Raw genomic sequence first — 22234 nt, forward strand, 5'->3', positions numbered from 1 at the left:
CGTGTTTTGTATAGTTTCTAAATTTCACTCTACACTGTATTTCTGGCTTTAGATGAATAAACTCGAATCCCATCCAATTTCACAATTCGGTTATAAAATCTTCATCATTAAATGCGGACTCAGCACGATGCAAAAGCATTGGTGAAACAAACATAAAATCACCTCTTTTGTAAATTTTATCATGGTTAACCTAATTTACAGGTTGGTAATTAAATGTAATAAAAATAGTATTATATTCCTATATTGTATAATCCTAGAATGATAAAATAGTATTATCAAAGAACAAGAGGAGAGTTTGTAATGAGGAAAAGAATTTTCTTTATAGGTTTGTTCCTTTGGCTCATGTCGTCAAATTTAGCTCTAGCACATCCAGGAGGTACCGATAGTAGCGGCGGACATACTTGCCGAACAAATTGCGAGGATTGGGGCCTAGATTACGGGGAGTATCATTCTCATGATTCAACGTCTGGAAGTGATTATGACGATGGATACAAAAGAGGTTATAATCTAGCATACAGTTATACCTCTAAATGTGAGGAAGAATACGAATGGTGGTGGAAAGGTCCCCAGTCGTTCGGAGACGGGTACGAACAAGGAATAGAAGACGGACATGAGGAAGGTTTGGAAGTTTGCTATAAAAATAGCCGTGACGCTGGTTATGAGCAAGGGTATCAAGACTACATAGATGAATATGAATACAATAGTGAACCTGACGATACTTACGATTATGATACTTACCTAGAAGGTTACGATGAAGGATGGTCTGTTGCGGAAAGTGAGGACGATAGTGAGGTAGAAGAAGTTTCTGCTTCCATTTCTTCAGATGACTCAACAACCGAATCGGAAGAGGAAGCCTATTATGATGGAGAAGAGATTAGCTCAATCGATCGAGAGTCTGCATTTGATGATGGGTACGACGAAGGATACGAAGCTGCTGTGGAGGGTTATACTTACGATGACTACGAAGTTGGTTTGAATAAAAATGAACTAGTTTACTATAAGAAAGGCTATTTTTCAGGTTACATCGAAGGCGGCGGCGGAAGTCTAGGCCAGAACGTTTACTATTATTTATTCCAAAAGTACATCTGGGCCACGATCTTAACCAGTATTCTAGTGTTAATTGGCTTATCATGGTTAATATCCAAACGAAGGGCGAAGAAAAGTGAAACTAACGCAGCTGGAGAAAATGACAAAACATTCTCTATAAGGGCCATTATTCCTTGGTTACTCGGCGGATTCGTTATCTTTTCTATTTTAGGAATTTATATTTATCAATCCACATACAGTTCCGAACCAGCTAGTTCCGAAGAAAACGATAATCCTTATTCCTATACTAGTATTGATAAAGATTGTAGTGATTTTGAAACTCAAGAAGACGCTCAACTGTTTTATGAAGCCAATGGTGGCCCAGAAGAAGATCCTCATGATTTAGATCGTGATCATGATGGGATTGCATGTGATTGGAATCCTTAAAGATGTTTATTCTATAAAACAGATGTTAAGATACTATTTTAAAAGTAAAAGAAGGGAAAAATAAAGATGGAAAATACACTAAAAAGTTATTTACCTAAAGAAGTGCCAGACAACCTTTTTACAAGAAATGAACTTAAATATATGGGGCTAGTACCAATAGAGCCGAAAGAACCTGATGCACTTGTAAATTACACAGACCAAAAAAGAGAGTTTAACCTCTATGATATAGAAAAAACTAGGGAACCTAAAAGACAAAAGGGTAACGGGATTTCTCTAACTATCAGGGATAGAGCACTTGAAGATATACTTAAAAAAAGAAGAAGAAGTATTCAAAATTAGCTTTATGGTATATTTTTAGAAGAAAAAGGACCAATTTTGGTCCTTTTGATTATCGCAAATTCAACTAACTAAAATAACCTGTCAATGGAAAATATTCTTCCTGTAACGGTTTCTTTTAATTAGTTGTACCACCCAGTTTTTTCTTCATCAAGTGAATGATCAATACCCACAATCTTTCCAAGTTCTACACATAACTGGTTAATCTCATTAACAAATTCCTCTGCTTTTTCTAAACTGGTAATTCCAATCGTGTCTATTCCCTCGTGAATAAACTTATTTCTTGCATTAATTGCCTTTGTTACCTTAGAAAAATCAACTTTGTATTTTAATTGAGTTGTCTCCTCATCGGATAAAACTAACTGAAGCATATCTAGTAAATTTGACAAACCTAATCTACCTAGAAAATAATCCCCCATGATTTTTGATACCATTTTTGTTGCATATTGCACCTCTTTTTATAATTAAATTGGATTCCTCGACAATTGCATCAGATTGTATGGGCTCAACACCTAAATCTTATTCGTAATAAGCACCCTTTAAGTGAAAATTTCCACAATTCGCCAATCAATAACGACATTTTTAATATGTTACTCCATTTATGGCCCGTTGGTGGAAGACCAGAATCAATTCAATTTGGATAACAACTTAACATTTTGTTTCTCAAAAGTATGTTTTTTCTTTTATTACCAGAGGGTTTGAAGTACTAAACATCCTATCATTTTTTAGTACACTTTTTGTTGTTCAGTGGTAAAAAATATGGCATGGATGGTACATGTCATTGGATGTTATCAGTATCTAAATTATATTCTCAATTGTTGGTGTCAACAATCTTAAAGTTGTTCGTATAGCTTTTTGAAGTTTATTATAGATCTCTAGACAAGTATCAAAATTTAAATCTTCCGCTCCTTCCATTCCAGCACTTTTAAAGTCCTTTTTCGCAATAGTTCCTTGATGCATTATTGCGTTCCTTAGCTTATATATGATTATTAAATTTCTATATAATTCAGGTTCGACCTCGTTTAAGCTCTTTCCAGTAATATACTTTAATATGATTTTGTAATATGAATCTACGAAGTTATTTTTTCCTGTATCAATGAGCTTATCTAAAACAATATCTTTACCTACATTACGTTCCCGAATAAAATTCACAGTTTTTTTAATAAATGACTCTGCTTCTATTGCACAATAAATAATAAAATCAGTATATTCACTACTAAATAGTGATCTTTTTGCCTTATTCTTATACTCAATCCATACATCTCTTACAATATACGTACTACTGAATTTATCGGCTATTTCCTGCGTAAGAGTCTTTACCGATTTCAGGCGAATGTCGGTTTGAAAATCATCGCTGTAAGTATTCCAAAGCCTTGAACTACCACTTATTTTACAATCCGGGTGAAGAAAAACAAAATCTGTCCGTTTAGCAATTGCGCCACTCATAGGATTAAGGGGTAACTCTTCAATCCAAAACATTTTTGTCATTTCCGATAAATAATCAAAATACTCATTAAGTCTATTTTTTAACATACTAAAGATAACTAGCTGATCATCTTCAGGAAGCTCATAGGTGCTATAAACACCTGTTTGTGTTTCCTTATAATCATCATGATTATAAAGTTCTGTTACAGCCTCAATTTCAATAAAGAAACATTTATTATCCGGATATTGGGGATTGTATAATTCATCATTTGATTCAATATTTGGATAGAATGAAATAACGAACTCAGAAAACTCATTTGTTGCGGGCAAGCGAGTACTTATTAATTCCGCTTCCTTCATTCTGATAATATAGGGCAGTTTTATTCTAGCAAAGATTTTTAATCCCACTTATATCCATTCCTTTCCGATCTATATATACTATTAATCAAAAAATTTTTTCTATAAAAAGTGGCCCCTATTATTAAATAAGAGGCCCAGATGAAAATTTCTATTTAGGATTTATAAATTCTTTCAATTAAGTTATAGGGCTTTCTTCTGTTTGATCATTAGTTCCAAGTTCCCCTCGAAACGCTTTTGATAATAACTAAAATTTACTAGTTAATCTGCTGTTTATTAGATCAAACGTATTTTTTATATATTTTTTAATATCATATATGCAGCCTCTAATATTTCATTTTCTTCATGTGTAATGGTTTCAAATTCTAATTGATTGTCAAGCCACTCTCTCTTTAATCGAAGAACGTTTTTTCTAGAGGTTTCTTCATTAACAAATTCATCTAATGGAAGGATTGACCCCAATGTATGGGCAGCTATTCTGTTTCTTAATCCATAGCTATGCCAATAAAAGGTTGAGTGATCTTTTAAACCATTTTTGATTACTAAAGGGAGAACATTTAAACTAAAAGGAAGTATTTCATCTTTAAATAGAATTTCTTCTAAGATACATACCATTAATCCCGCATAACTTGAAATAGTCTCTATTTGTTTTTTTACTAGAGCTAATGTATCTGGGATCGGCTTACCAGCTGTTCTTGTATATTCCACTATTCCATCTATATGTAAATACTTTTTTGCTATTTCAGCGAAACTCCTGCCTTCCATATACATCCATGTAATATAGGAAAACTCATCCCAATAGCTGTCCCATTGGTCAGGCTTATTCCATATCACCTCTTTATCAATGTTAAAACCAACAGCTTGAGCGATTTTATTTATAAATGTAGGCTTCTGAGTAACATTATTTGGCAATAATCTTTTAATAAAAAATGGATGTAAGTTTTTCATACACTCAAATAAAAAGTCCTTCCAATTTCTTATATCCCATTCAAGCATTTCTTCTTTACTACTATTTTGCAATGTAGTAGATACATTGCTTATAAAAGTATTAGTTGTAAAGAAATCAAAACCAGCTTTTCTTGCAACCTCTATTGACCATTCAGGTGCATCAGCATTTTTTAGAAATTCCTTTTTTATACTATTGATATTATTAGTTGCTACAATTAAAGCCTCATCATCTATTATTTGTCTCATATTTGAAGATGCATAGGTTTTACTTATTATTTTTTTTGTTTTTTCTATCTCTTCTTGCTCATTATTAAATGTTAACATTGACATAATGGTAAGTTCATCTAAGGAAGCTTTATCAGCTTGTATTGAACCATCAATAACGTTATACAAAAATTGACTTAATGGACTTCTTACTTTTATGGATGCATCATTATCTTTTAATACATCTATGGCCGAAATCGTTGAGTCGATATCATCATTTTCTTGCTTATATATAATTGGATCGTTAGGGACAATGATACTAAAGCTTTGATTGGAGAATCCCGCTCTTCCTGCTCTACCAATTGCATTCAATATAAGGGCTTTTGATCTTCGTCGTGCTTCAGGAGTATTCGCTTCCCTAGCATCACCAATTCTTGTACCAGCAACCACAACAGCAACTGAGGGTAAGTTCAACCCTTGTGCTAAAGTACCTGTGGCAAATAAAAGTTGTATGCTTTGATTTACAAATGCACGCTCTACTGCTTCCTTTTCAGTCTCTAACATATAAGAAGTATGAACTCCAACCCCGTTAATTAAAAGATTCTTCACCTCAGAGCTAGTACCTAATTCCTGTTCTGCTAAGAATAATAAACTTTCTTCTATCCCATTTAGATTATTAGTTTCTTCAGGATTAAGATTGAGATCCTTTGCTAAAGTAAATGGATAGTGCCTATTGGTTGGGATAAATACAAGAGTAGGAATTCCCTTTTCTGCAAATGAAAGCCCCAGTAATTTAGAGGTTGTGTTTACCCAACTTGTTGCTGAAACTCCATACCTCCAAATATCTTCATTATTTTTTGTTCTTGACAGTTTATATTTTGCCTTAAAATTTGTATGCATTAGGGAATAGTCATTATAATCATTTTTCCATACACCTGAAAGAGAGTATAATATAGATAATACCGGTTCAAAACTCACGTTTTTCCTATGATCAGGTAATTCGTTTAATTGATCCCTTGCGGCTTTCAGTCCTATTTTAAAATCATTATATTCAACACCAACTGCCCCTCTTAGAGAACGGGTAGGCTTCCAGGAAATTGAACTGATTTTGGTTTCCTTATTGGTTACATCTCTTAGCCAATCCGAAAGATCATTTGGGTTATTTAGCATTGCAGACATCAATACAAATTTGATATTGTTATTAAAAGCAATAATTTGTCCAAGAACCAAATCGACCGTTGCCCCTCTAGTTCCTTCTCCTAATAAGTGACATTCATCAAAAACACATAATGAACAATCATTAAAAATCTCTGGTGTAATTCTTAATGACATTGCACATTTTTCAGGGGTCATTACAGCTACAAACCTATTTGGATTTTCAATTTCATTTAGTAACTCATTTTCTAGCTTTGTATATTCATCCCCACCAACAAAGCTTCTGATATCAATAGATCCATAGAATTGGAGAGATTTTTTTAAATCCTTTTTTATTTGGTGGACTAAAGCATTAGTTGGAGCTAAATATAAAACCCATCCATTTGATAAAGACTGTGTAACGGCAAGCTCTGCTATAAAACTCTTCCCACTTCCAGTGGGCTGATTTACTATTGTATGTTTACTAGGTCCGGGCAAACATTCCTCAATGAACTCTTTCGCTGATTCCCAAATAAACGGTCTAGATTTATTTTCATAATTCCCCTTAACCCTTCCCTTTAGGTATGTAATAAAATCCAAAGTAGCTTTTTGGGGTAGTGGTGTATGATGGAATAAGGATCTCTTTGATGTTTCAGTTATCATTACTATTAGAACCTTTGAAAAGTGATACACCTCTGGGTAAAGTGCATATTTATTTTTATAGGAGCTGTGATTAATTTGTGACAGTATCTCTAATGAATTCCTTAAACCTTCTTCCATATCCCCTGTTAGCCAATCGATATAATATATAATAGAATCCCCTATGAGTGAATACATCTGAATTTTATTTTCAAAAATTAAATTCCTTAAAGACTTTTTGTAATGCTTATCCTTAAATATTGGTTTATTACGATTAATTGACCATAAGTTGTTTGTTACTAAAGAAAGCAGATTATTAATAAACCACTTCTCAATTTGAATTAACTCATCTTCTTCTTGGTTATTCTGTATGTTGTTTAAAACTTTAACAGCTTCATTAATTTCGGTCTGAGCATTAGCATCGTAACCGGAAATTAAATATAACAAAGCTGCCTCAGTTCTTGTATATATAAATTCATTTGAAAGTATCAGGCCTATGTTTTGTTCCATTTCTTGGTTTAATAAAGTTGCAAGTAATGAAAGAGCTTCAGCTGCTACAAATGAAGCAGATTTTATACTTTCTTCATTATCAATATTATCAAAGATTGCACTACTCTCTAATGAATCACCTAAACGTCTTAATTCATGATATAACTCGTTATATAAACTAGTAGATTCCTGTTCAATTTCTTCCTCAATCTTTTCTATCTCTTCCTCACTTAAAATATCAAAGTCTATTGTCTTATATTCATTATGAACTAACCCTAATTTCATTTTGATAGAGTAAATATATGCTTTTGATAATGTCCTTCTGCATTCCTCTATATTAAAATTTGGTAAATCGGGTAAGTTGTTAAACAAAAGAAAAGAGTAATTATCAAACATCTGTAAACTCCCCTACAAAATTTCTCATTTCATCAGCTAAGCAATCAAAGAATTCATCAAATCCTTCGATTGCTAAAGGGATAATTAATCTTTTTTCAATAGGAACTCTTAATAATCCTAGAGTTTTATGTCTATTTTTAGACCAATCTGTATTTATAGACTTATCGTATATAGGAGTTGTTAAATAGCATTTTTCATTATTCCAAAACCCATAAGTCGCCAATTCAGATAGCTCTTTCGGTAAGAAATTTCTTAATATCTGTACTTGTGATCTAATTCTTTTTCCAGTTTTTCTATTAGTATCTACGCCATCGAAAAATTTCATAGCATTAGATATCGCCTTATTAGGATAGAGTTTATATGCTTTACATTCTCCTATGGTTAAGCCAAGTGTTTCCGACTGATATAAAGCAGTTAAATCTAACCCCTTATCTTTAGGGTCATCGTGAACTAACCCTACCGCTAGAACCTCTCCTACAGGGTGTATATTCTTAACTTTATTCGATATGAACAACAAAAGATGTATCAATGCTTCAGCTAACCAAGGATTTCTTTCATCCTCTTTGAAATCCTGATTAAGATTATTGGTTTCACCTATTGTGTCGATTACACTTTCTACTATCTCTTCCATCCCAACTTCTGTATACTGTATTAAATCTGCTCTAATTTGAAGATTAGCCTCTATTGCATTCGCAATTAGTGCAACCATATATATTGCAATACTTCGAATCAATGTAGGTTCATTTTCAATTCCTGTAATCATAATTGCATGATGGGATTTAGTCTCTATGATGTTAACACTAATTTTTGATGAAAATAATTCAATTTCAGAATCAACTAACTTTTCTAATTGTTCTTGTTCCATAGCCTTCTCCTAAATATAGTTATTAATTATATTATTAAGTTATTACTATATGTATCCTTATTTATAATTGTACCATTGAAATGCAAATTTTGTTAAGATTTGTAAATATTTGCGATAACTCGTTAAATGGAATAAAAGACTACTTTTTATACGCATGTTACTGCAAATTGGGAAATTAACCAATTGAACTATTATTGCTAAAAAGAGGGCGAAAGAAGTTACTTTAGCTAAAGTGTCTAAATGCGGTAAATATCAGATTTATTAAATAAGATGTCTAAGTGTGGTCGTATTTTTTAAAACATTTTTAGTAAATATTTTAAAACAAAGTGGGTTTGTAAAAATTGTTATCAAAAACAATATAAGGAGATAATGTTGAGGATATCTTTAATATAGGCAATTACACATAATAGATCTTAATCAAGCATGAAATTTCCTAAAAAAAAATAAAGCATAAAGTTTCCAAAAGGAAATTTTATGCTTTACGTCACAACAAAAAACAAAAAATCCACTAACATATGTAATGGTGGAGACGGTGGGACTTGTTCTTTAGTATGTTATCTTATGTTGGCAACCTATTCAGAAACACCTCCACTAAATTCTTTAATTCAAGATCTACTTACAAAAAAAGGGCGTTTGAAGCACTTCAAGCTATTTGCGGCAATATGTTCTTCATATTTTAATTAAGGAGGTAATGTGTACGTCTTTGGATCATTTTGAAAAGATTCATCGGTTATAATTCTTATACAGTGTCATAGCATGTGAAGGAAAATGAAATCAGTTGCTTAAGCAAAAAATTGCACAAAACGGACGTTTTTTGTGATTCCCATTATTGGAGCGACGAACTCATGCAGAAGGTTGCTTAGGGTTATTTCCTACTCTCTACCGGGCTTAACTAAGTCTTAATTTAATGGACATGTAGTTGCTGCCTAGTAATCGAAAATTCCTAAACCCTAATACCTTATTACAAATACCTTTACCGATATTTTAAAAATCATCACAAAAATAAGCGTTAATTCATAAAATAAGCGTTAATCCTTCTTAACCTTAATTATGATAAAATAAAAAAATGCCTAATCCCAAGGTGTTGATATCCGCCATATTTTTTAAATTACCCCATCTACCCTTGCTCCGATTTTCTCTAATTGCATAGTATGCTCGTCATATAAGTTCCGTGCCCATTTCTGAATCAAGGATGGTGTCATCGTTTTCCATTTTTCGAGTTCTTCTGCCTTGTCTTGATCAAAAGCTAGTCTAGTTAATTTTTCCATTAACACATAAGATGAATACGGATGGGGAAACCTTGGGTCATTTTTCCCCTCATAGAAGAATTTCTTTAGTAATCTAAAAGACTTTGGCTCGTAAATTAGCTCTACAAGTTTTGCCCTGTATTCTAAATCCTTAGGTTTCAAGTTAGGGAAACGTGTATAATCACTTAAATGCTGGGCCTCATGTTTTAAATAGCTAACTTGAAACTCGGTACCATCCAGATTTATTTTCTTTTTCTTCGATCGATCATTTACAAAATAAAGTCCTTCAGGCTTTGCCCAGCCACCTGCCCGTTTTTCCCCAAAGGTCGAAAAATGTATCCAACTTTGCAGTAGAAAATCCGATAAAAAATACACGGTTATCTCTTCCGTATGGTATGGAAGTTCAACCTTAAAATCTTTCTTTTCCATCGTTTTCCATATAAAAGGACCTCTAAAAGGGCCAGTTAAACCACCTAAGAAGTGATAGCCCTTATTTTTAAATAACACCTCTAATTGACCTTCTATCTGATCAAGATCCATATCAGAAGGGTTATTGGGAATACATGTTGCAAGTGATTGTGCTAGTTGGATTTCTGCTTCTGATGTATTCTGTTTTGTTAAAACTGCAATAAAGTATTGATAGAAAGCTAGTAATACTTTCCTAATCCAAGGATCTTTAGATTTAATCCGAAAGATTGGTTTATCTGTAAAGAATCTATATCGATACTTCAATTCTAGTGCTTGTATTTTTTTGCTCTTATTCTTTATTGAGCGAAGGTATTCATAGGCTGCTGGAACATCTCCTTGCAAACAATAAGCATAAAATTTTGATTCATCCATCTAGTTCCCCTCGTATTCTAGAATATTGATATAGTTATTATTTGATTCATACTTGTAAAATTCCTTTTTTGCAAATAAAGGAAAATAAGGGCAACATGTCAAATGTAGTAATAAAAGAATTAGAATGTCGGAGGATAAAATGATTGAATTAGTACGAGTTTTAAAGGAAGAGGAGCAATGTTTACATAGCCTAATGCAATTCTACATCTATGAATTTGCACAGTATTTGCCAACTATTACCCTTGAAGAGAACGGGCTTTACAAGCCTTTTGATTTAACCCCATACTGGAGCCGCCATAACCTCCACCCTTTTTTCATTAAGAAAGACAATGAGCTTATTGGTTTTGCTTTAGTTGAAAGTGCTAGTGGAACTGAACCTAACACTATCCTCGAATTTTTTATCATTCGTAAATATAATGGTAAAGGGTTTGGAAAACTTGCTGTAAACAAACTTTTTACGATGTTCCCCGGTAAGTGGTACATTACACAAATCGAAAGAAATTATCCAGCCCAAGCGTTTTGGAGGAGCATAATCTCTTCATTTACTAACGGAAATTATAGCGAAAAATATGATGAAAAACGCCGTTCGATTCAAGAATTTGAGATTAATTTTGACAAATAAAACAGTGGAGACTGTACCAAAAAGGCAGCCTCCACTGTTTTATTCTATCGCCTGTAAATCCTTTACTAACATCTCTTTTGAATTCTCATCTACAATTTGTTGTACATATTCTAATGCAGTTGAATACGCCTTTTGAGAAGCGTCCGTCTGACCTAATAAAGCGTATGCCCTACATAAGGCTTCATACGCATATCCAATATAAAATGGTTCAATATTATGTTCTAAACTTACCTCTAGGCACTGTTTACCAAAGTAAACCGCTCTTTCACCTAATCTAGCAGTGGAATAAACTCTAGATAATTGCCAATATCCAATTGATAGATTTTTTGCCGTATGATCTGGAACTTGAGTCCAATGCCAAAAAGAAGTATGAGCAAGATGAATCATCTTTTCTTCCTCTTCCTTTGTTCTTTCAGCCAAATCGAGCAGGTCCCACACCATATTAAAACAATTCACCGCTAATTGCTTATGAGATAACGCTGTTGTTGTCATGCTTCTTTCACCTTTCTTTTTTCAAAATTACTAATATATAATCCTGGTACTACCTCAATGTCACTTACGAATGTAAATCCATTTTTCAGATATAAATTCTTGGCTGGGGGATTATCTTTACCCGTTGATACTAGATAAACGGACATTTGCGAATTCCTGCTCTCTACTTCCCTCAACAATTTCTGTGCAATTCCTTTTCGAAAATGGTCAGGATTTACAACCATTCGGCAGATCTTCATTTCGTCCCCATCCACCGTATAGGAAATCGCTCCTGCGAGTGTTTTCTCTTCAAAATAACAGAGGAAGGTTTCCCCGCATTCTATTAATTCTTCCAAAGACTCTTTTAGTGGAGGGATTTCAAAAAAATTTATTAACTTCGCCTCTACCTGGTAGGAAGCCCGTTGAAGCTCTAACAACTGACACGCTAAATGTCTATCATGTAAATCAATCTCTTTAATCATTCATTTCTTACCTCGTCTATATTAATTAACTTCTATCACAAAATTTTCTCTCCCCCATTTATTCGCTTTGTATTTCCAGCTATCCTTCTTTTGTGAAAATAAAATATCCCCCACTAAGTGAGGGATAGGAATCTTATGCCACTTTAATTGCTTTTCCAAATGGTACTCTCGGTAAGAATTGCCCAGGTACAAGCCAAAATAGTTCAAAATCCACTGTTTCCATGTCCTCTGAAAAAAAGCCTGTTACATCCGTAATATAAAACAGTGTGTCTATCTTTTCTTCTTTTGCCCACTCAAGCACTAATGTATAGGAAGATTTCCCATGTGTATAAAAAGTAAGGGTTTCGCTTTTTACTGGGGAAATATCTCGGATCTTAAAATCTGCTTGAACCAAGAGCGTGTCTGGCTTAACGGTTTCAAACAGCTTTACTATGTTATTAATAAGGATAACAGGTGCTTCATTAGTGGATGTGTCTACTGCTAAAGCCACTTTTTTGTCCAGTCGTTGCTGTATCATAGAAAGAATCGTTTTGTGCCATTTCAAACTCCATCATCCCCTTTGTTTGAATGAGTGAACTATCTTATTTTGGTTTATAGGGAAATGGTTTATGATTGGATAATAGCGGGAAAATATCGGCTCGTTTTTATGGACAAACTATTCTCAGATACAATAAGGAACGGTAAGCGAGTAAATAATTGGAGGAATTTCCTCCAATCCTTGAATAGTAAAATCTGAATCAGCATGGTTCCATTGTGCATCTTTTTTCCAAATTCCTAACATTCCAATTGCCCGGGCTGCTCGTATATCGTTATCAGGATGATCACCTACGTATATGCTTTCATTCGGCTGAACTCCAAGTGAATCCAAGGCTCTCTTGAATATTTCAGGATTCGGTTTTTTTATTCCTTCCCATTCTGATACGAGGATCGTCTGAAAGTATGTTTCAATCCCTAAAGCCTTAATATTATCCATTTGGAACTTTCCTAATCCATTTGTAATTAATCCTAAAGAAATTGACCGACTCTTTAATTCCTCCAACATTTCTGTAACATATGGAAAGGAGACACAATGGTACTTAAAGTGCTTAACATAATCTTTTAGTAAGTCATCGTAGCTTATTTCTTTTATCTTAAATTCATCAATCAATTTTTGGAAAACTTTATCCTTCCAAACATACCCACGGCATTCTAATTCAGTAAACCTGGATATGTACTCTTCCTTTTGAATATGTCCAAGCCAATTGTTTAGTCTTTCATATTGATTCAAGAGAAAATTATGTACAGTAGCATCGCGATTTAGCAAAGTGCCATCTAGATCAAATATTGCAGCTTTTATCATCACGAAGCCTCCTCCTCTTTTTCTTAGCAATCAATTTCTTTTATTATTTTTGCGGGATTTCCACCAACGACAACGTTATCGGGTACATCTTTTGTAACCACTGCCCCGGATGCAATGACGACATTATTTCCTATTGTTACTCCTGGATTAATGACCACTCTTCCTCCTATCCATACATTGTCCCCTATTGTGACTGGCTTGCCGAATTCTTTACCAGAAATTCTTTCAAAAGGATTGATTGGATGTGTAGCCGTATATATATGTACGCCTGGTGCAATAAAACAATTATCACCGATGCGTATCTCACAAACATCTAAAAATACGCAATCAAAGTTTGCATAAAAATTCTCACCCACATGAAGATTGTAGCCATAGTCACACCGTAAAGTAGGTTCAATATATATAATGTCCCCTGTTGTTCCAAATAGTTCTTTAAGTAATTCGGTTCGTTTTTCAACCTCTGTTTCTAATGTTTGATTAAATAAGCGAGTTAATCTTCGTGCATTCTCTCTGCCGTTCACTAGTTCAGGGTCTGCTGGATTATACATTTCTCCGTTTAGCATTTTTTCCTTTTCGGTTATCATTAGTAAACTCCATTCATTTGTTTTTTTTGATAACTTAATCATATCAAATAATTATTAACAATTTTATCTAGATAAAAGATATTGATTTTTCAGAAAACAATATTTACCATTAACATATACGGGTTGTTATAGACGGGGAGGAAAATCATTTGAAATTTGACGTCATTGTGGTTGGAGCCGGCCTTGCAGGTTTAGTTACTACTGCCGAACTGGCTGATGCAGGAAAGAAGGTACTGCTTTTAGATCAAGAACCTGAAGCGTCTCTCGGAGGACAGGCTTGGTGGTCTTTTGGAGGGTTATTTCTTGTGGATTCACCCGAACAAAGACGAATGGGAATAAAAGATTCCCGTGACTTGGCCTGGCAAGACTGGCTAGGATCCGCAGGTTTCGATCGAGAAGAGGATGAAGATTATTGGGGGAAAAAATGGGCAGAAGCTTATGTGAATTTCGCTGCTGGCGAAAAACGTGAGTGGTTGACTGGGATGGGTATTCGTTTTTTCCCTGTGGTCGGCTGGGCAGAACGTGGAGGCTATACAGCGGAAGGACATGGTAATTCTGTACCAAGGTTTCATATTGTCTGGGGTACTGGTCCTGGTCTTGTTAAACCATTTGAGGAGCGAGTCAGAAAAGCAATGGAGAATGGGCTTGTCGATTATCGCGCTCGTCATCGTGTGAATGAATTATTAAAGGAAAATGGAGCGGTTTCCGGGGTCCGTGGTGACGTCCTTGAGCTAAGTAATGCTGCCCGAGGGGAAGCAAGTTCCCGTGAAGTCATTGGTGATTTTGAATTTCTTAGTTCAGCGGTAGTAGTTACTAGCGGTGGGATTGGCGGCAATCATGAATTGATTAAGAAAAATTGGCCTGCACGGCTTGGAGCAGTACCAAAGAATATGATTTCAGGTGTACCAGAACACGTTGACGGAAGGATGCTTGGTATTACAGAGAAAGCTGGTGGACGCATCGTCAATCGCGACAGAATGTGGCACTATACCGAAGGCATAAAAAACTGGGCCCCCGTCTGGCCTATGCATGGAATCCGAATCCTTCCTGGTCCTTCCTCACTTTGGCTAGATGCGAACGGAAATCGATTCCCTGCACCGAATTTTCCGGGTTTTGATACATTAGGAACTCTTGAAGCGATTATGAAGACAGGCTACGATTATTCTTGGTTTATTTTAACTCAGAAAATTATTGAAAAAGAGTTTGCTTTATCTGGCTCCGAGCAAAATCCAGATTTAACAGGAAAGAGTATAAAGAAAGTGCTGGCTCGTGTACTTCCAGGTCCAACTGCGCCTGTAAAAGCTTTCATGGATAAGGGCGAGGACTTTGTCATTGCTAATACCCTTCCTGAACTTGTGGAAGGAATGAATAAGCTTACTGGTGATCCATTACTTAAGCTTGATCACATCGAGAGGCAAATTTTAGCGAGAGATCGTGAAATAGAAAATAAATTTACGAAGGATCTTCAAATTACTGCTATGCGGGGTGCCAGGAATTACCTAGGGGATAAATTGATCAGGGTTGCTCCCCCACATAAAATTCTTGACCCAAAAATGGGACCTTTGATTGCTGTGCGGTTAAACATTGTGAGTCGTAAAACGTTGGGCGGTCTTCAAACGGATTTGTCTGGTCGAGTCCTGGATTCCTCTGGTCATCCTGTGCCAGGTCTGTATGCAGCAGGCGAGGTTTCTGGGTTTGGTGGCGGGGGAATTCATGGCTACCGATCTTTAGAAGGAACGTTTGTCGGAGGCTGTCTGTTTACAGGAAGGCAAGCAGGTCGAGCACTGGCTAAAGACTTGGGTTACTAGGGGGAAAAAAGCAGTGAAACCTAGTTTGGTTATCACTGCTTTTTTAGTTAAAACCCTTCTAGGAACCCGTCCAACTGTTTTAGCTTCATAGAACCCTCCTATGAGACCTTTCTTTCATCTTTTCACGCTCCACGGTCTCATTGAACCTTCTTATGAAACCTTTCTTTCTTTTTTTCACACTAAACGGTCTCATTGAACCTTCCTATGAGACCTTTCTTTCTTTTTTCACACTAAACGGTCTCATTGAACCCTCCTACGAGACCTTTCTTTAGTCAAGCCCATTATTATGTGTAAATTCATTCCTCATGAAAAGCAATGTTAAGCAGATGATTTATTTTTGGTGTACTGGAAGGGGGTACCCCCTTCCAGTACACCAAAAATTCGCGCTTCGGGTCGCTATTTTTTCTCTTCTTTGTCCTGAATTATTCTTCTTCCTACTTCCTCGGCATAGTCCATTAAGACCGCTCCAATTAATCTGAAAGCTGACTGTGTATTAGGAAATATTCTAATTACCCTCTCTCTTCTCCGGACTTCCTCATTGATTCTTTCTAACGAGTTTGTACTTCGAATATGCTTATGATATTTCGGTTTCTCATTCAAGTATTGAATGGCATCTTCGAAGCCTTCCTCTAATATTTCTATGGCCTTGTCTAATTTTGAATTGCCACTAAATTGCTCAATGAACTCTTTCTTATATTTTCTGGCTTCCTCTACGGTCGCTACTTCAAATATTCTCTTTAACCCGATTTTGACTTCATCCATACCCTTTTTAGGCATATGGGTTATGATATTCTTTTTGAAGTGTACCGTACATCTTTGCCAGGCAGATCCTACAAACTCCGTTCCGATGGCAGCTTTTAACCCTTTGTGTGCATCAGAAATGATTAGCTTAGGTGATTGTAGACCTCTAGACTGTAAGTATTGGAAGAAACGCTGCCAAGCTTCAGTACTCTCTTTATGATCTACTCTCAAACCAAGAATTTCACGCCTATTGTTCTCGTCAACAGCCGTTGCGATATAAACAGCTTTAGATACGACACGGTTATGTTCTCTTACTTTGATATACATGGCATCTGCAAAGATATATGGGTAGTACATTGTGTTCAGGGGCCGACTTGCCCATTGATTCACTACAGGATCTAGCTTTTCTGTAAGAGTGGATACAAATGATTTAGAGACCTTATTCCCACAGAGTTGTTCCACAATATTGGAAACCTTTCTTGTGGAAACCCCATTCACCACCATTTCAAGCATAGCTAATACAAATGATTGGTCACACCGGGCATATTGTTCAAACACTGTAGTTGAAAACTCTCCACTACGAGTACGAGGTACTCTAAGCGTAATTTTTCCAATGCTAAATAATAAATCACGATCATAATATCCATTGCGGTAGTCACGACGTAAGCTTGAACGTTCGTAAGAACCGGCTTGTAAGAACTCATCGCGTTCTTTTTCCATAACAGAGTTTAATACAAGGACAATAGAAGCTTTGATGACAGCGTCTATATCAGAGTTCATAACAGAATCTTTTAAATCATCAATATTTAGGTTAAACTGTATTTGAGTCATAATTAATTCCTCCACATTGTTTTCGTCGCTGATAACATTGTAGCCATGAGGAATTAATTTGACTCATTTTCTTTTTACACAATTATATGGACTTAATCCTTTCTTTCATCTTTTCACACTAAACGGTCTCATAGAACCTTCCTATGAGACCTTTCTTTCTTTTTTTCACGCTCAACGGTCTCATAAAACCTTCCTATGAGACTTTTCTTTCACTTTTTCACGCTAAACGGTCTCATAGAACCTCCCTATGAGACCTTTCTTTCATCTTTTCACGCTCCACGGTCTCATAGAACCATCCTATGAGACCTTTCTTTCATCTTTTCACGCTCAACGGTCTCATAGACACACCCTATGAGACCTTTCTTTCATCTTTTCACAGACAACGGTCTCATAGAACCACCCTATGAGACCTTTCTTTCATCTTTTCACAGACAACGGTCTCATAGAACCACCCTACGAGACCTTCCGTTCATTTTTTCACGCTCAACGGTCTCATAGAACCTCCCTACGAGACCTTCCGATTATTTTTTCACGATCAAAGGTCGCATAGACCAATCCTGCGAACCCTTCCGATCATCCTCTCACAGAAATCGGTCGCGTAGAAAAGTAACGAACCTCCGCTATCTAAAATATCCCCTAATTAATAAACACAAACTCCGTCCTACTACCAGTCTGACCCGCAATAACCTCTAGTCTAACATCAATTCGTTCCTTGAGTTCCGGTACGTGCGAAATGATCCCAACTAACCGGCCGCTGCTTTGAATATCCATTAACGCTTCAATCGCTTGGTCTAATGACTCCGGATCAAGCGTACCAAATCCTTCATCAATAAACATCGTCTCTAATGACACACCGCCCGCATAATTTTGGACCACATCCGCAAGCCCAAGTGCTAACGACAAGGAAGCCTTAAAGCTCTCGCCTCCAGATAATGTTTTAACATGACGTTCCTGGCCAGTATACTGATCGAACACAAGCAGTTCCAAACCACTTTGCGCATTCCCTTTCGCTCGGTCCGTTTTTCTGAGCAATTCGAAACGACCCGATGTCATTTTTCTTAAGCGAACATTCGCTTCGCGCAAAATATCGTCTAAGAAAGCTGCAAGCACATATCGCTCAAAGGTAATTCGGAAATTATTTTGCCCTTTGGCAATCTCGTAAAGATGTCCAATTAGCTTATACCTTTCCTCAAGAACCTTCATCTGTTCATTCAAACTTACTACCCTGCTGTATATTTCTTCATTATCACGCTTTTTAACAAACAAATCCGTACGTTGCTGGTTTAGCTCTTCCAGTTCGCTTGTTCGTTTTGCAAGCTCTAGTTTTAATCCCTCAACATCAGGCGTTTTTACATCTGATAAAAGTTCTGTCAGCTCGTTCAAACGATCTGTAACAGAACGTAACTCTTCTCGATAAGCACGGATTTGCCCCTCTAGTCTGCGGATTTCATCCTCCGATTGTTTCGAAGAATGATACACACCATAGTTTTCAAACCCTTGCTCAGATAACTTTTCTTTAAAGATTTCCCGTTCTGTAAGAAGCTCCTGTTGCTTGATGGAGAAGTGACTCTCGGCATCCTGCAACCTAGCTGATTCATTTGACAGCTTTTCTTTCACTCCCTGTAAGCGTTGTTGAGCTTCCTCTAACTGTTTCAATAGAATCTCATAGCGGTTACGTGAAGCATTGAGTGTTTTTTCGTATTCAACTTCTGAACGAAGATTCTCTGGTATGAGCTTCATCATTCTTGTCAAATTCGTTTTCTTTTCTGTAAAATCAACAGTTACTTTGTTTACCTTTGCCACTAACTGTTGAATAGCGAGCTGCAACTCGCTTTTTTCAGCTTCATGCTTTTCAATGGCACCCTTTATATAGTCCAATTGTTGTATTTGTACAGCCAGTTTGCTTTGAGTCTCTACAAGTTGATTTTTCGCAGTGGTCGTCTCCATTTTTACATGTAATAAATCCTCTTCTAAAAAATCAGCTCGGTAGGAACGTATTTCTTGAAGCATTTCCTGAACTGCATCCTTCTGTGTTCTTTCAGCGGATTGACTTTGGTAAAAATTCGCTTCATCCAATGATTTTTCTCTATCCCATTTAGCCGCCTGTTCCTTTGCAACTTTCAAATCATCCTCGGTCGGAATAACGTCTTCGTGCTGTAGAGCAGGAGTCGGGTGATGCTCAGAGCCGCAAACAGGACATGCCTCACCCGTTTGAAGCTTTGCAGCTAAAATCGCTGCCTGTCCATGCATCCATTTCGTTTCTAGTTCATCAACAAGCGCTCTGGCGTCTGTAAATTTGGCAACCGTATTTTCATAACGACCAGTACTGGTCCTTAAAGCCTGTTCAGCCTTTTTGTAGCGTCCAAGTAAGGTCTCATATTTATCGAATCGTTCCAGCTCAGCCTTGAGCTTTTCCATTTTACTTTCATTTTCAAAGTAACTAAGCTTTCCTTTTTCTATCTCTTCCCTGTCTTTGTTAAGGGAAGTAATATGCTCATACAAATGGTCAATTGCTTGCTCGGATTGTCTCAATTTTTCTTGAGCTGCTTTTAACTCAGCATCCTTTTGTGATGTCTCTTTAAGCAAGGCAGCAAATGAATAGACATCCTCTTTCATATTTACTAATTGATTGACTTCATTGAGGGCTATTTGGCGTTCACTCTCTCGCTCAAGTTCCATTTGGAGTTTCTGCTCATACTGCTGCATTAATTGATCAAGCTTTTCCATTTCCGCTTTTATAGTATCAACATTAATTTGAAGTTGATCTACTTCCTTCTTTAACCGGTGACAAAGCTCCTCTTGTTTTGCTAAAAGAGCGGCTTTTTGTGCTCGTTGGACTTGTACTTCTTTTTCCGCAAATAACGCTTCTTGTGCTACAAGACGTTCTTTTTGCTCCTTTAAATCCTCTTTGGTCTGCAACTGTTTTAAAATCGCTTCCGCTTCAAAAAGCTGTTCCTTCAGTTTATCCTGTTCGAGACCCTTAACTTTAAACTGGCTATTCAGTTCTTCTAGCCTTTCACCTATTCCAGAGATCTCTTCCTTTAAGAGAGGTAGAATAATCGTATCATTTACACTATTTGCCTCTATATATTCCCGCAGCTCCTCGTTTGTCACTGCTTGGATGCGGCGAATTGCCTCGTTTCGTGCCTTCACTTGATCTTCTACCGCTTTTTTAAGATCCGTTGCTTCTATTTTCAGCTTCTCTTCGACCATTTTATATAACTGGGTATGGAATAAGCGCTGAAGGATCACTTCTTTATCTTTACTGTCTGAAGTCAGTAGTTTTCGGAATTCACCCTGCGGAATCATCAAAATTTGCCTGAATTGATTGGCATCAATCAGCATAATTTCTTTAATTTTTTCTTCCACATCATTGATCTTTGATGCCAGCAGCTTTTTCTCGCCATTTTCATCCCACCGATATAGTTCGGCTTTTGCACCTAGCTGCGTAAATCCTTCTCCCTTGTCCTTTTTCTTTAACTGTTGTGGCGACCTGGTTATTGAATAGACTTTATACCGAAGAGAAAAATCGAGAGAAACCTCTGTTAAATGTTCATCGCTGGCAAATTGACTACGAAGTTCTGGACCATTCCGATCCTCTCCACTGGCTTTTCCATAGATTGCATAGCTAATTGCATCAAATATAGTCGTTTTACCGGCGCCTGTTTTACCAGAAATCACAAACATCGTTCGATTACCTAAATGGGAAAAGTCAATCTCTTCTCTGCCTGCATAAGGACCAAATGCCTGCATGGTTAGCTTTAATGGTTTCATTTGATTCCCTCCTCACGCAGTACTTTTTCGATAATCTCTGCCATTACCTCTTTTTTATCACTAGTAAAATCAGATGTAGTGATCTCTGAGTAAAATTGTTCAAATAACTCAAGCTCCGACTTTTTCTCGCTGCGGATTGCGCTAAATGACTGCTTCTTTTTCAAATCAGTTATGTCTATTTTTCTTTCAAGATGTAGAACATTAGGGTACACTTGGCGCAATTTATTAATCGGGTCTATTAGTGCCCCTTCGTCAAGCAGAGTAACTTTCAAATAATCATGGACCAGTTCTTTTTCATAAAAATGGGGGTCGAGTAATTGTTCCAAATGGCCTTCTAACTCGCGCATATCGTGTCTTGGAGTAAGAGAGCGGTACCGATGGGTAAAATTCCCCTTCTCATCCATTTCGATGATTGAGATGGACTTTCTCTGTTTTGCTTCTGAAAAAGAATATTTTAATAGTGAACCTGAATATTTCACTTTACTGTGGTTGATGGCATCAGGACTGTGCAAATGACCTAGAGCTGTATAAGAGAATGGTTCGAACAATTCAGCACCCACACATCCAGAACCACCAACAGATAATACTCGCTCGGAATCAGAGGTTTGGCCCCCCAGGACAAAGGCATGTCCTACCAATACATTCGGTTCATTTGGATTTAATGATTCTTCCATTTTGCCGATCAGTGCTTTCATGGCCTCTTGATGGGAGTGGATCGTCTCGTCTTCAAGAAGCTGGCGGACAACCCCAGGCTCTGCATAAGGAACAAGATAGAAGTTCACTCCATTAATGCTTACAGGCTTAAAGCTGTTTGTTAATTTACCAGACAAATAGAATTGGCTATGTTTATACCAAGAGCTGCCGAACGACAGACGCTCTGCACTGTCGTGGTTACCAGCAATTGCAACCACAGGCGTCTTCAACTCTACATTAATCTTAAAAAGAATCTCATCTAGTAACTCTACTGCATCCGTCGGAGGCACGGATCGGTCATATAAATCTCCTGCAATGACAACCGCATCTGGCTTCTCTTCGGCCACAATAGCCACAAATTGTTCCAAAACCTCGCGCTGATTTTCTGTCATATAGACACCGTGAACTAATTTGCCCAAATGCCAATCCGCGGTATGGATAAATTTCATCAGAATCACCTCAATTTTCATTAACTTTACTTTTACTTTTACGAATACTACCATTATAGCAAAATACCAATAACAATGAGGCTGGAA

17 protein-coding genes are annotated in these 22234 nt (G+C 36.5%); 4 read left to right on the plus strand and 13 right to left on the minus strand.

From position 1 onward, the window contains the following. Positions 1–300 precede the first annotated feature (300 nt). The gene (locus RCG25_RS16390; protein WP_308079893.1) at positions 301–1473 is read left to right on the plus strand and encodes a YHYH domain-containing protein; all 1173 of its coding nucleotides are present in this window, start codon (positions 301–303) and stop codon (positions 1471–1473) included. Positions 1474–1539: 66 nt separating this feature from the next. After that, entirely contained in the window at positions 1540–1812 is a 273-nt protein-coding gene (locus RCG25_RS16395) for a hypothetical protein (RefSeq protein WP_308079894.1), read from the plus strand. A gap of 119 nt (positions 1813–1931) precedes the next feature. Here the strand turns inward: RCG25_RS16395 and RCG25_RS16400 are convergent, their stop codons facing one another. From RCG25_RS16400 to RCG25_RS16420, 5 genes are all read right to left on the minus strand, one after another. Further along, entirely contained in the window at positions 1932–2198 is a 267-nt protein-coding gene (locus RCG25_RS16400) for a hypothetical protein (protein ID WP_308079895.1), read from the minus strand. A 409-nt stretch (positions 2199–2607) separates the two neighbouring features. Continuing rightward, positions 2608–3642, minus strand: a complete 1035-nt coding sequence (locus tag RCG25_RS16405) for a hypothetical protein (RefSeq protein ID WP_308079896.1) — start codon at positions 3640–3642, stop codon at positions 2608–2610. A 243-nt stretch (positions 3643–3885) separates the two neighbouring features. Then, positions 3886–7401 (minus strand): DEAD/DEAH box helicase, encoded by a 3516-nt coding sequence (locus tag RCG25_RS16410; protein WP_308079897.1) that lies wholly within the window; start codon positions 7399–7401, stop codon positions 3886–3888. Further along, a complete protein-coding gene (locus RCG25_RS16415; RefSeq protein WP_308079898.1) occupies positions 7394–8266 on the minus strand; it encodes a hypothetical protein in 873 nt (290 codons plus the stop codon). The genes RCG25_RS16410 and RCG25_RS16415 overlap by 8 nt, the downstream gene beginning before the upstream one ends. 1103 nt (positions 8267–9369) lie before the next feature. Next, the gene (locus RCG25_RS16420; protein WP_308079899.1) at positions 9370–10353 is read right to left on the minus strand and encodes a hypothetical protein; all 984 of its coding nucleotides are present in this window, start codon (positions 10351–10353) and stop codon (positions 9370–9372) included. 139 nt (positions 10354–10492) lie between these two features. Here RCG25_RS16420 and RCG25_RS16425 point away from each other — a divergent pair, with 139 nt between their 5' ends. Continuing rightward, positions 10493–10975, plus strand: a complete 483-nt coding sequence (locus RCG25_RS16425) for a GNAT family N-acetyltransferase (RefSeq protein WP_308079900.1) — start codon at positions 10493–10495, stop codon at positions 10973–10975. Between the two features lie 39 nt (positions 10976–11014). On the opposite strand, the gene RCG25_RS16430 is transcribed toward RCG25_RS16425, so the two are convergent. From RCG25_RS16430 to RCG25_RS16450, 5 genes are all read right to left on the minus strand, one after another. Continuing rightward, positions 11015–11467, minus strand: a complete 453-nt coding sequence (locus tag RCG25_RS16430; RefSeq protein ID WP_308079902.1) for a hypothetical protein — start codon at positions 11465–11467, stop codon at positions 11015–11017. Next, complete coding sequence (locus RCG25_RS16435; protein ID WP_308079903.1) at positions 11464–11928, minus strand: GNAT family N-acetyltransferase; 465 nt, start codon at positions 11926–11928, stop codon at positions 11464–11466. The genes RCG25_RS16430 and RCG25_RS16435 overlap by 4 nt, the downstream gene beginning before the upstream one ends. 133 nt (positions 11929–12061) lie before the next feature. After that, a complete protein-coding gene (locus RCG25_RS16440) occupies positions 12062–12472 on the minus strand; it encodes a vWA domain-containing protein (protein ID WP_308079904.1) in 411 nt (136 codons plus the stop codon). A 117-nt stretch (positions 12473–12589) separates the two neighbouring features. Next, entirely contained in the window at positions 12590–13267 is a 678-nt protein-coding gene (locus tag RCG25_RS16445) for an HAD family hydrolase (RefSeq protein ID WP_308079905.1), read from the minus strand. Between the two features lie 23 nt (positions 13268–13290). Beyond that, positions 13291–13851: a sugar O-acetyltransferase gene (locus tag RCG25_RS16450; RefSeq protein WP_308079906.1), complete on the minus strand. Its 561-nt coding sequence runs from the start codon at positions 13849–13851 to the stop codon at positions 13291–13293. A 149-nt stretch (positions 13852–14000) separates the two neighbouring features. On the opposite strand from RCG25_RS16450, the gene RCG25_RS16455 reads away from it, so the two are divergent. Beyond that, on the plus strand, positions 14001–15659 hold the full coding sequence (locus RCG25_RS16455) for an FAD-binding dehydrogenase (protein ID WP_308079907.1): 1659 nt from the start codon (positions 14001–14003) through the stop codon (positions 15657–15659). A 396-nt stretch (positions 15660–16055) separates the two neighbouring features. On the opposite strand, the gene RCG25_RS16460 is transcribed toward RCG25_RS16455, so the two are convergent. From RCG25_RS16460 to RCG25_RS16470, 3 genes are all read right to left on the minus strand, one after another. Further along, positions 16056–17231: an IS256 family transposase gene (locus tag RCG25_RS16460; RefSeq protein ID WP_308079908.1), complete on the minus strand. Its 1176-nt coding sequence runs from the start codon at positions 17229–17231 to the stop codon at positions 16056–16058. Between the two features lie 636 nt (positions 17232–17867). Beyond that, entirely contained in the window at positions 17868–21005 is a 3138-nt protein-coding gene (locus tag RCG25_RS16465) for an AAA family ATPase (protein ID WP_308079909.1), read from the minus strand. After that, positions 21002–22147 carry an exonuclease SbcCD subunit D gene (locus tag RCG25_RS16470; RefSeq protein ID WP_308079910.1) on the minus strand — a complete coding sequence of 382 codons (1146 nt, stop codon included), beginning with the start codon at positions 22145–22147 and terminating at the stop codon, positions 21002–21004. The genes RCG25_RS16465 and RCG25_RS16470 overlap by 4 nt, the downstream gene beginning before the upstream one ends. Positions 22148–22234: the final 87 nt, after the last annotated feature.

The sequence above is a fragment of the Neobacillus sp. PS2-9 genome (assembly GCF_030915525.1).
In the GTDB taxonomy this organism is placed as follows: domain Bacteria; phylum Bacillota; class Bacilli; order Bacillales; family Cytobacillaceae; genus Neobacillus.